Annotated in this window: 6 protein-coding genes; all 6 read left to right on the top strand. The window is 69.4% G+C overall.

The window, feature by feature from the left end; all coding sequences use genetic code 11:
- Positions 1-2 precede the first annotated feature (2 nt).
- The 6 genes from SVA_RS09875 (at position 3) to SVA_RS09850 (ending at position 12,136) form a co-directional block, all read left to right on the top strand.
- Positions 3-4,973, top strand: a complete 4,971-nt coding sequence (locus SVA_RS09875; RefSeq protein WP_096461061.1) for a type I polyketide synthase — start codon at positions 3-5, stop codon at positions 4,971-4,973.
- Positions 4,963-5,259: a hypothetical protein gene (locus SVA_RS09870; protein WP_197703153.1), complete on the top strand. Its 297-nt coding sequence runs from the start codon at positions 4,963-4,965 to the stop codon at positions 5,257-5,259. The genes SVA_RS09875 and SVA_RS09870 overlap by 11 nt, the downstream gene beginning before the upstream one ends.
- Positions 5,256-6,848 (top strand): alkaline phosphatase family protein, encoded by a 1,593-nt coding sequence (locus SVA_RS09865; protein WP_169924048.1) that lies wholly within the window; start codon positions 5,256-5,258, stop codon positions 6,846-6,848. Before SVA_RS09870 ends, SVA_RS09865 begins: the two co-directional genes overlap by 4 nt.
- 2 nt (positions 6,849-6,850) lie before the next feature.
- Complete coding sequence (locus SVA_RS09860; RefSeq protein WP_096461059.1) at positions 6,851-7,813, top strand: alpha/beta fold hydrolase; 963 nt, start codon at positions 6,851-6,853, stop codon at positions 7,811-7,813.
- 139 nt (positions 7,814-7,952) lie between these two features.
- Positions 7,953-10,415 (top strand): lysophospholipid acyltransferase family protein, encoded by a 2,463-nt coding sequence (locus SVA_RS19925; protein ID WP_179948787.1) that lies wholly within the window; start codon positions 7,953-7,955, stop codon positions 10,413-10,415.
- Positions 10,416-10,429: 14 nt separating this feature from the next.
- Positions 10,430-12,136 carry a thiamine pyrophosphate-binding protein gene (locus SVA_RS09850; protein WP_096461058.1) on the top strand — a complete coding sequence of 569 codons (1,707 nt, stop codon included), beginning with the start codon at positions 10,430-10,432 and terminating at the stop codon, positions 12,134-12,136.
- Positions 12,137-12,149: the final 13 nt, after the last annotated feature.

Below are 12,149 nucleotides of genomic sequence, written 5' to 3'. Positions count from 1 at the left end.
CCGTGAGCGCCGGAGACGACATCGCGATCGTCGGCATGTCGGCCATGTTCGCCGGGGCGCCGGACCTGCGCGCCTACTGGCAGAACATCGTGGACAGGCGGAACTGCATGAGCGAGGCCGGCGACCGCTGGGCGGCCCCGTACTACGATCCGACCTCGACCGAGAACGATCGGATCTACACGCGCCGGGGCGGATTCCTCGGCGAGTTCGTCGACTTCAATCCGGTCGAGTTCGGCGTGATGCCGAGCACCGTGGCGACCGGCGACGCGGATCACTTCCTCGCGCTGAAGCTGTCGCGGGATGCGCTGTCCGATGCCGGCTACGGCGACCGCCCGTTCGACGGCGCGAAGACCGGCATCATCCTCGGACGCGGCACGTACGTGAACCGCGGCTACAACACGCTGCTGCACCACGGGCAGGTCGTCGACCAGACGCTGGAGCTGCTGCGCGGGCTGGTCCCCGGCTTCACGCCGGAGATGGCGAAGGAGCTGCGCGCGCGCCTGAAGGAGAAGCTTCCGCCGTTTACGCCGGAGGTGATCCCGAGTCTCGTTCCGAACGTCATCACCGGACGGATCGCCAATCGCCTGGACCTGCTCGGACCGAACTACATCGTCGACGCCGCGTGCGCGTCCTCGCTCATCGCGCTGGAGCAGGCGATCAAGGAGCTGCGCAGCGGACGGTGCGACATGATGCTCGCGGGCGGGGTGCACACGACCACGCCGCCGCAGCTTTATATGATGTTCGCGCTGCTGAAGGCGCTGTCCCGCACCGACATCAGCCCGTTCGACGCGGGCGCGGACGGCACGCTGCTCGGCGAGGGGCTCGGCATCCTCGTGCTGAAGCGCCTGGGCGACGCACTCCGCGACGGCGACCGCGTCTACGCCGTGGTGAAGGGCGTCGGCAGCGCGAGCGACGGACGGGCGCTCGGCCTGCTGGCGCCGCGCCTCGAAGGCCAGCTGCTCGCGATGCAGCGCGCGTACGCCGAGAACGGCGTGGATCCGGACACGGTGGAGCTGATCGAGGCGCACGGCACCGGCATGCCGGTCGGCGACGCGACCGAAGTCGCGACGATGAAGCGGATCTACGGCCCACGGGACGGACGCCTGCCGCGCCGGGCGCTGGGGTCCGTGAAGTCGATGATCGGGCACTGCATTCCCGCGGCCGGCATCGCCGGCGTCATCAAGTCGGCCCTGGCGCTCTATCACCGCGTGCTGCCGCCGACGCTCTGCGCGAACGTCAATCCGGGTCTGAAGCTCGAGGAGTCGAGCCTCTACGTCAACAACGCGACGCGTCCCTGGATCCACGCGGGGACGGGGCCGCGCCGCGCGGGCGTCAACGCGTTCGGTTTCGGCGGAATCAACGCGCACGCGATCCTCGAGGAGCACCCGCAGGCCAGCGGGCCGGCCCTGCACGCGAGCTGGTCCTCGGAGCTGTTCGTGTTCTCGGCGAACGGCACCGAGGGCCTGATCGAAGCGCTGCGAGAGGTCCACCGGCTGGTGGTCGACGATCCGGGCGTCTCGGCCGCCGGGCTCGCGTGCGCGCTCGCCGCCAGACCGCACGGGCGCTGCCGTCTCGCGATGGTGTGCGCCGACGTGGCCGAGCTGCGCAAGAAGATCGAGCTCGCCCTGGAGAAGCTGCCCTCCGCGGCCGCGGACCTCCGGCGGCGCGGCATCCACTACGGCGGACCGGGCGCCGCCGGGCTCGGTCGCGTGGCGTTCCTGTTCCCGGGAGAGGGCGGGCAGTACCCGAACATGCTCCTCGATCTGAGCGTGTACTTCCCGAAGGTGCGCGCCTGGTTCGACGTGCTCGACGAGGCCTTCGCCGGCATCGCGCCCGACGCGCCGAGCCGGGTGGTGTTCCCCGCCCCGACCGGCCTGACGGAGGACGAGCGCGAGCGGGTCGCGCGCGCTATCACGACGCTCGAGATCGGGTCGGCCTCCGTGTTCGTCGCGGGGATGGCGCTGTATGAACTGCTCGGCGAGTTCGGCGTCTCCGCCGACGCGCTGGTCGGGCACAGCACGGGCGAGGGCACGGCGCTCATCGCCGGCGGCATCGTGCGCCTGCCGACGCGGGCGGAGACCGTCGCGGCGATGCGCCGCTTCGCGCAGGCGTACCGCGACCTCGGCGCGGAGGGTCGCATCCCGACGGGCGCGCTGATGACCGTGGGCGCGGTCGATCCCGAACGGCTCGATGCCGTCGTTTCCGCCGCGGGCGGGCGCCTCCACGTCGCGCTCGACAACTGCCCCAATCAGGTGGTGCTCTTCGGCGAGCGCGCGGATATCGATGCGGCGGTGGCGCGTCTCGGCGAGGCCGGCGGCATCTGCGTGCCGATGCCGTTCGACCGCGCGTACCACACGCCGCTGTTCATGCCGCTCGAGCCGCGTCTGCGCGTCCTGTACGACGGTCTCGACGTCGGGCCGGCGGCCACGCCCGTCTACAGCTGCGCGACCACCGAACCGTTCCCGTCGGAAGCGGAGGCCATTCGCGCGCTGGCGACCCGCCAGTGGTTCAGCCGGGTGCGGTTTCGCGACACGATCACCCGCCTGCACGCATCCGGCGTCCGCACTTTCGTCGAGGTGGGGCCCGGGGGCAACTTGACCGGGTTCGTGAAGGACATCCTCGAGCGCGGCGAGTACCTGGCGCTGGCGAGCAATGTCGAGGGCAAGCCGGGTCTGCAGCAGCTGCAGCAGCTGCTCGGGCAGCTCTACGTGCGCGGCGCCGCCGTCGATTTTGCGCCCCTCTATCGGGCGCGATCGATCGAGCCTCTCGCTCCCGGCGCGAAGCGCGAGCCTGCGAAGCGCGCGGTGCTCGACTTGATGATGCCCCGAATGGAAGTGAGCGCGGAGGCGCTCGCGTCGGCGCGACAACGGCTCGCTGCCGTCCTCGCCCCCGCGCCGTTGCAGGACGACGTCCGCCCGGATCCCGCGGCCCAATCGCCGACGCCCGTGGCCGCCGCGCCGAGGCCCGACGCGCGCGTGTCGTTGCTGCGTTCCCACTTCAACCTGATGCAGGAGTTCCTGTCGAGCCAGACCCGCGTATTGGGTCTGATGACGCCGCCGCCGACCGCAACCGTCGCCGCAGCCGAGGCGGCCGATCCGGACAGCGAAGCCGGGGCGTGGCCTCTGCTCGGCCGCGTCGTCTCGATGGACGCCGACTCGCTCTGGTGCGAACGGGACGTCGATCTGGCCCGCGACGTGTTCCTTTTCGACCATACACTGGGGGCCGCGGTGTCCGCCCGGAATCCGGAGCTGCATCCGTTGCCGGTCATTCCGTTCACCGTCAGCATGGAGGTCGTCGCACAGGCCGCGGCGCGGTTGAGCGGAAAGCGGGTGATCGGTCTTTACGATCTTCGCGGCTACCGTTGGCTCGCGCTCGACCAGGGACGCCTGCGGCTCGGCGTGCAGGCCGGCCGCAAGCCCGGCGCGCCGGCGGAGATCCACGTACGGGTTTTCGTGTTGGGGGACGGCGCCGACCGGCAGCTGGTTTTCGAAGGCACCGCGCGGCTCGGCGACGAATTTCCGGCGCCGCGGCCCGTGCCGCCGTTCGTGCTCGCGGAGGAGTTCCGTCCGAACTATGCCGGTGACAAGCTCTACGCGAATCACCCGGACGATCCGACCCGCTACGCCCCCATGTTCCACGGTCCCTGTTTCCAGGGCGTGAAGCGATTGCGACGCTGGGGTCGCGAGGGGATCGAAGCCGACTTCGGCGCGATCGACCCGAACCGGTTCTTCTCTGGCCTCGGGGCCGCCCGCTTCCTCACCGATCCGGCGCTGCTCGATTCGGCCGGACAGCTGATCGGCTACTGGGTCGCGGAACGGTTCGGCGCGGACCTGAGCTTCTTCCCGTTCCGCGTGCTCAAGTACGAGCAGTACGGCCCGGCACTGCCTCCCGGACGTCCTCTGCTGTGCCGCGCGCATATCCGGATCGCCAGCGAGACCGGCGAGGGCGGCGGTTTCGAATTCGTCGACGGGGACGACCGCGTCGTCGCGCGCGTCGCGGCGAGCGATCCGGTTCCGGCCTCGTTGCCGCCGTACTCGCGATGCCGGCTGTATCCGCGCGGCGCCCGGCTCGAGGCCGATTTCGATTTCATCGAGGAGACGGGGCGCCTGTGGGCGCGGATCGAGGGCTGGCAGGACCAGTACTTCAGCATCCCTCACGTCTACTACCGGTGCCGCCTCTTTCCGCAGACCGAGTACTTCTCGTCGGAGCAGCCGCTCCCGGCCGCCGGCGTGATCGGCCGTCGCATCGACCCGCTCCCGCCGTCGTTCTTCGACGACTCGTGGGGCATCTGGAAGCGCGTTTTGGCGCACCTGATGCTCGGCGGGAACGAGCGTCGCTTCTGGTACGCGCTGCCCGACAAGGGTCCGAGGCGCGGGGAGTGGCTGCTCGGGAGGATCGCGGCGAAGGACGCGGTGCGCGCATGGGCCGAGCGCAAGTACGGCATCCGTCTCGCGCCGGCGGACGTCGAAATTCTGCCGGACGCGGCGGGCAGGCCCGTTGTGTCGTGCCCCGCTCTCGGCGACCTGACCGCCGGCGCTCCCGCGGTCTCGATCAGCCACAGTCTGGGGTGCGCGGTCGCGGCGGCGGCCGATCCGGGGGTCGCGCTCGGCATCGACGTGGAGCGCCTCGGTGCCGGCCGGTCGGTGGAGTTTCTCGACGGCGCGCTCACGCCGGAAGAGACCGCACTGCTTCCTGCGGCAAACGCCGAGCAGAGGGCGCGAACCCTGCTGCGCTTCTGGTGCGCGAAAGAGGCGGCCGCCAAGTGCCGGGGCACGGGTCTCCTGGGCGACCCGCGCGCGTGGCCAGTGGTCGGCATCGACGACGAGCACCTGCTCGTGCGGCGGGGAGAACATTCGTTTCGGGTGCGCGTGTGGCAGTCGCCGGACGAAGTGATGGCCATTTGCGTGGAGTACAGCCAGGCCGCCGATACGGCGGGCGAACACCGGGAGAGGAGGACGGCGAGTGTCATTTAGCGAACAACAGGTCGGTACCGCGATCATCCAGATCCTGCGCGACATGACGCAGGACTGGGATCTGGATCTGGACGACGATATCGGCGTCGGAACGAAGCTGGTCGAGCAGCTCGGATTTTCGTCCGTCGACATCATTCACCTGGTCGTGGCCGTCGAGGAGCACTTCTCGAGGCCGCGCATGGGCTTCGACGAGCTGCTCATGCGCGAGGGCCGTTACGTCGACGACCTTTCCGTCAGCCAGGTCGCGTCCTTCGTCACTTCCAAGCTCAACGGAGTTGCAGCGTGACTCGCACACTATTCATCGGCATGGACGGCGCCACGTTCACGATCCTCGACGACCTCATCCAGGACGTGCCGGGACGGGGCGTGGTGATGCCGTTCCTCAAGGGGCTCATCGAGAACGGGGTCAGGGCGAAGCTGAGGTCGACGGCGAATCCGCTCACGCCTCCGGCGTGGGTCTCGCTCATGACCGGCCGCTCGCCGGGGCATCACGGCGTTTTCGACTTCCTGCGCGCGGAGGAACGGGGCGAGGAGGTGTACTTCACCCTGTCGGACGCGCGCGACATCCGGACCGAGACGATCTGGTCGATCGCCAGCCGCCAGGAGCGGAGCGTCGTGTCGCTCAACTTCCCCATCACGGCGCCGCCGCGGCCGGTGCGCGGCTCGCTCGTGCCCGGTTTCGTGCCCTGGAAGCATCTGCGCCGCAACAGCCTGCCCGCCGGGCTGTTCGACCGGCTGAAGGGCATCGACGGGTTCAACCCGCGCGAGCTCGCATGGGATTTCGAGCAGGAGAAGCTCGCGATGGAGGAGCTCGGCCCGCAGGAGGTCGAGCAGTGGGTGCGGTATCACCTCGTGCGCGAGGACCAGTGGTTCTTCATCGCCGAGAAGCTCCTGCGCGAGGACCGGCCGGATCTCATGGCGGTGATGTTCGACGGCACCGACAAGATCCAGCATCAGGCATGGGCGTACATCGATCCCCGCATGCCGGCGGACGACTCGCCCCAGGCGGCCGGCATACGGGATGCCTGCTACGAGTACTTCCGCAAACTCGACGGGTACGTCCGCCGCCTGGTGGCGCTGGCGCCGGAGGCGCAGGTGTACATCGCGTCGGATCACGGGTTCACGGTGTCCACCGAGATCGTCCGCATCAACGCCTACCTCCACCAGAAAGGCTACCTCGCCTGGCGGACGGCGGACGACAGCGAGACGAGCCGGCGGCGCGACCGGAGCTGGTTCGCGAACCTCGACTGGCACAAGACGCTCGCGTACTGCCGCACGCCCTCGAGCAACGGCGTCTGGATACGCGTGTCGAACCGGCCGGGGGAGCCCGGCGTGCCGAGGGCGGAGTACGAAGCCTTCCGGCAGCGCCTGATCGGCGACCTCGAAGCGCTTCGGGATCCCGCCACCGGCGAACGCATCATCCGCGCCATTCATTGCCGCGAGGACGTCTTCCCCGGCCCGGCGATGTCCGATGCCCCCGACCTGTCGCTGGAGCTGCGCGACTACGGGTTCGTCTCCATCAGCAACGTCGAACCGGTGGTGGAGGCGCGGGGGCAGCCGGCCGGGACGCACCACCCGGACGGCGTCTTCATCGCCAGCGGCCCCGGCATCCGGCGGGGGGAGACGGCGGAGCGGCGCCGCATCATGGACGTCGCGGCCACGCTGCTCTACAGCCTCGGCCTTTCCGTGCCCAGGGACTTCGAAGGAGTCGTGCCCGAGACGTTCTTCACCGACGAGCATCTCGGAAAGCACGGCGTGCGGATCGGGGCGGCGACGCTCCCGGTCGCGCAGTTCGAGGCGCCCGGAGGACAGATCGCGGACGACGAGAAGGACAAGATCATCGAACAGCTGCGCATGCTGGGATACATGGAGTAATCATGCCGCTCGCACAGCTGGAACAGATCACGCTTCACTACGTCACCCTCGACCAGCCGCGGCCCATCGGGGCGCGGCGCGAGGAAGTGGTGATGGTCCACGGGCTCGGCGCCAACCTCGGGTTCTGGTATCTGCGCATTGCCCCGATGCTGTCGGCGTACGCGCGCGTCACGTTGTTCGATCTTCGCGGTCACGGCCTGAGCGAGATGCCGCGCAGCGGATACGGCGTCGATCGCCTCGCGGCCGACATGCGCGAGCTGCTCGACCATCTCGGGATCGGCTCGGCGCACCTCGTGGCGCACAGCTTCGGCGGCTCGGTCGCGGCGCATTTCGCCTGCCTGCATCCCGACCGGGTCAAGAGCCTGACGCTCGTGGACACGCGCATGCGCTCGCTGCAACCGAATCTCCGGCTCCGCGACTGGGCCCATTGGCCGCGTTACCGGGATCTGATGCGGGAGAACGGATTCGTCTTCGACGAAGACGGCGGCGAATTCGGAATTCAGCTGTTCAACCAGATGGCACGGTTGCGCGTGCACGAGCCGGACAGGGCGGATCGCCTGGGGGCGATGATGCCGTCGCCCTTTTCCGGCAAGAACGGCAAGCGTTCCGCCATGCGCTGGCTCGAGCTGATCGAACGAACCACGGCCCTGGACGAATTCGGGCGCGCCGGCGACGTGCCGACCGACCGTCTGCCTTCGCTGCGCATGCCGATCGTCGGTCTCTACGGCGAGTATTCGCAGGCGCTGGAAACCGCGCGCGAACTGTCCCGCTTGTGCGAGCACGCCGACATTCGGATCCTGCCGAGGGCAGGTCATTTCTTCCCCCTGCACATGCCCGAGAAGGTGGTCGAACCCGTCGCCCGGCTGCTGGACGCCTCGTGGCTGCCGCAGCCGACGGCGGCACCGGCCTGGATGCACGGCACGGTGACCGGCCTGGCCGAGCCGGTCCTTCTCAAGAAAACGTGATGCGATCGGCGGGGGGCAGCGCTTGGAAGCCGCGACGACCGTTGGAGCAGGACGCTGGAGCGCGGAGATCCAGTGCGCCGCATGGCGCAGGGGGATCGGGCGTCGGTGGCATCGTGCGGGCGGCGAAAGGAAGGAACGCATGGCGGCGACCCGGGTAGCGATACAGGAGGGACCGATCGCCGAGGATCGGAGCGACCTCTCCAGCCAGACGCTCGGGCAGGAGCACTTTCTGCCGATCGCGCTCAACGGCTGGGGAGACGGCTGGAATGCCTACGTCCATTCCATGTCGTGGTTCAACGACCGGCTCTACTGCGGCACCTTTCGCGCGAATCTCTGCCTTAAGAAACGCCAGACGTTCCGTCCCCCGCAATGGCCCGTCTGGCCGATCCAGTGCCCGCCCGACGCCTTCGCCGACATCGACCTGCGCGCGCAGATCTGGCGCTACGACCCGCGCGCGGCGCGCTGGGACCTGGTGCAGCGCGCCCCGATCGTGACCGGACGGGACGGCAGGGACATCATTCGCGAGGTCAGCTATCGCGGAATGAGGGTCTTTCGGGGCAGGAGCGATGCCGCGCCGGCGCTGTACGTGAGCACGTTCGCGAACACGCGGGCCCCGGGGCCCATGATCCTGCGTTCCGAGGACGGCGAGACGTTCACGCCCGCCTCGAAGCCCGGCCTGGGGCTCGACGGCGTCTCGTCCTTCCGGTTCCTGATGGAGTTCAACGGCCGCCTGTACACCTCGCCCGTCGGAAGCAACAACAACGTCGCGAATCAATCGAAGTACCCCTATGTCCTCGAGAGCGCCGATCCCGCCAAGGGCGAGTGGCGGCAGGTGAGTCCTCCCGGTTTCGGCGATCCGTACAACACCGTCGTGTTCAACGTCGTCGCGTTCAACGACCACCTGTACGCGGGCACCTTCAATCACCTGACCGGGTTCCAGGTGTGGAAGACGCGGGGTGTCGGGGAAGCGCCGTATCGGTGGACGAAGGTCCTCGACATCGGGGCGTACCGCGGTCACCTCAACCAGGGCGTGCTGTCCTTCTGCGTGTTCAAGGATGCGCTGTACATCGGCACCGCCATCCAGGACGGCGGCTACGATCGCGTGAACCAGGTGGGCCCGGCCGCCGGCGAAGTCATCCGCCTGTATCCCGACGACTCCTGGGATCTGGTGGTCGGCACGCCGCGCCTGACGCCGAAAGGGGTGGTGCTGCCCAAGAGCGGCTTCTATCCCGGGTTCAACGATCTCTTCAACGGATACATGTGGCGGATGGCCGTTCACGCCGGCCGCCTGTACATGGGCACCGCGAGCTGGGGCTCGTTCCTGCCGTACCTCAACCGGTCGGTCTGGCCCGGACACTTCCGCGAGCTGATCGAATTCATGGGGGTCGACGAGGCCCACGAGCGGGAAGGGGGGTGCGATCTGTGGAGCACCGCCGACGGCGACAACTGGATGCCGGTCACCATCGGCGGGTTCGGGAATCCCTACAACTGCGGTATCCGGAGCTTTGCGTCGACGCCCTACGGTCTCGCCGTGGGCTCGGTGAATCCCTTCGGCCCCACGGTCGCCGTGCGGCGCGGCTCGGAATGGGAGTACGTCGACAACCCGCGCGGCGGCGCCGAGGTCTGGCTCGGGGCGCCTGAATTGAAACCGCACATCCGCGCGGCCAGACCCGCGGGGGCGGTCCAGCCAAGCGCCGAGGCGTATCGGCTCGCGCCGCTCGATCCGCCGCCGTACCGCAAGCCGGTTCGTCCGGGCGGCGGCGCGGAAGCGATGGCGACGGCCGGCGTTCTCGACCGGAAACCGGTAACGGAAATCGCCGAACGCGCCGACATCGGCCGGAAGGCGCCGCACATGCTGGCCCTGGCGCGTAGGGTATGCCGTCCGGAGACCGAAGGCCTGGACAACGTGCCGTCCAACGGACGCCTGCTCGTCGTCGCGAACAACCCGGCCGCGCCGACCCCCTTCGGTGCGGTATCGGTCCCCGACCACGCGCTGCTCGCGCTCGATGCGCTCCACCGGCATCGCCCGGACCGGCCGCCGCTCTTCCTCGCGCCGCCCGATTGCCTGGCCGATCCGAACCGGAGGATCTCCGCCGAGGCGGCGGCCGAGCTCGGCCTGGTTCCCGCCACGCTCGAGAACGGGCGCGCGCTGCTCGATCTCGATCGGGCGGTGTTGACGATGCCCGAGGCGGGACCTTCGGTACCGCCGTATCGGATGCGGCCCTTTACCGAGGATTTCGCGCTCATGGCGTGGCTCGCCGACGCGCCCATCGTCCCCGCGGTCGTGCTGGGCTCCCACGAGGCGCATTTCGTGATCGATTACCGGGGTCACCAGACCATCATTAATAAAGGTAAGCCGCGACCCGTCGCCTATACGGTGGCATTTCTCCCGCCGATACGCGTCCGCGACCGGGTGCCCGACGCCGAAGACCGGGCGGCGGTGCGGGCCTTCTGCGAGGAGCTGCGCGAGCGGATGCAGCGTGAAATCGACCGGCGGGTGGCCGGCCGCCACCTCGTCGGCATCGCCGAGCGGCTGCAGCGTCGCTTCGGCGACACGGCGCCCCCTTCGACCCCGTCGTCGCCCATCAAAACGACCCACTGAGGCATTGCGTATCCATGAATGGCGTTGATTACTTTCTCGAGCTGCTGCGGCAGCAAGGCGTGCGGTACCTGTTCGGCAATCCCGGCCATACCGAGCTGAAGATGCTCGACCGGCTCGTGGACATGCCGGAGATGGACTACGTGCTCGGGCTGCACGAGGGTGCGGCGCTGACCATGGCCGACGGCTATGCGATGGCGTCCGGCCGGCTCGGCGTGTTCTGCGGCCACGTGATGCCGGGCTTCGGAAACGCGATGGGGATGCTGTTCAACGCGTCGAAGCACGGCACGCCGCTGCTCGTCACCGCCGGGCAGCAGGATCTGGCGTTCGCCCAGACGGAGCCGTTCCTGTGGGGCGACCTCGCGCGGATGGCGCGGCCGCTGGTCAAGTGGGCGCACGAGGTCCAGAACGTGGGCGAGCTCGAGCGAGTGCTGACGCGCGCCGTGAAGGTCGCCCTGACGCCGCCCACCGGTCCGGTGTTCCTGTCCCTGCCGAAGGACGTCATGGCGGCGGAGGGCGCGTTCTCGCTCGCGCGCCCCACCGTCGTCGCGCCGAGGCTGTGCGCCGACCGCGAGGCCATCGGGGAGGCCGCGGCGGCGCTGCTCGCGGCGCGCTCGCCGCTGATCATCGCCGGGGACGAGGTCGGCAAATCGGGCGCCGAGCCCGAGCTCCGGCAGCTCGCCGATCTGCTCGGCAGCCGCGTGTACTCGGAGTGCGCGTCGACGACGTTCAACTTCCCGATCGCCCACCCGCTCTACCAGGGTGCGCTCGCGCGCACGCAGAAGGAAGTCCGCGAGGTGCTCGACACGGCGGACGTGATTTTCGCGGTCGGGGCGGAGGTGTTCACGCTCGCCGCGTACGCGCGCACGGAGCCCCTGCCTCCCGGCGTGCGCCTCATCCAGCTCAGCGCCGACGCCTGGCAGCTCGGCAAGAACTACCGGGCCGAGCCGGCGATGCTGGGCGACGCCAAGGCGACGCTCGCCGCGCTGGTCGAGGCCGTGCGGGCGCGTTGCGGGAGCGACCAGAGCCGGATCGCGGCGGATCGCGCGCTGGCGAGCGAGCGACGCAAGGCGGAGCTCCTCGCCGGCGTGAAACGCCAGGCGGCGGCGGATCGCCAGCAGCGCCCGCTGCGCGGCACCGTGGTCATGCAGGAGATCGTCGCCCACGCGCCGGACGACGCCGTGATCGTGGACGAGTCGGCCACGACCGGCATGAGCCTGCGCCGCTTCATGCAGGAGCGCGATCTGGGCTACTTCGGGCTGAAGGGCGGCGGCCTCGGCTGGGGGCTGGGCGCGAGCATCGGTGTCCATCTCGCCCTGCCCGAGCGGCCGGTGCTTTGCCTCGTCGGCGACGGGGCGGCCCTGTTCGGGATACAGGCCCTCTGGACCGCGGCGAACCGTCGGGCCAAGGTGACCTACGTCGTCTGCAACAACCGGCAGTACCGCCTCATCAAGCACCGTCTGCATCTGCACGGCGGCGGCGCATCGGCGCGGGCGAAGCGTTACTACGGATCGGAGCTGAACGATCCGCCGATCGATTTCGTCGGCCTCGCGCAGTCTTTCGGCATCCCGGCGATGCAGGTCGAGTCGGCGGACGACATCGCCGACGCGATGCGCGCCGCACGCGATCGGGAGGGGCCGTCGCTCATCGACGTGCTCGTGGAAGGCAGCTATCCGGAACGGGAAGAGGCGGCGAAGGTCGCCGCGCCGGCGACGAGCAGCTGAAAATCAGAATCAG

Origin of the sequence: Sulfurifustis variabilis, assembly GCF_002355415.1 — a bacterium.
GTDB classification, from domain to species: domain Bacteria; phylum Pseudomonadota; class Gammaproteobacteria; order Acidiferrobacterales; family Sulfurifustaceae; genus Sulfurifustis; species Sulfurifustis variabilis.
The sequence above is the reverse complement of the archived record's forward strand: the minus strand, read 5'-3'. Positions and strand labels throughout refer to the sequence as shown.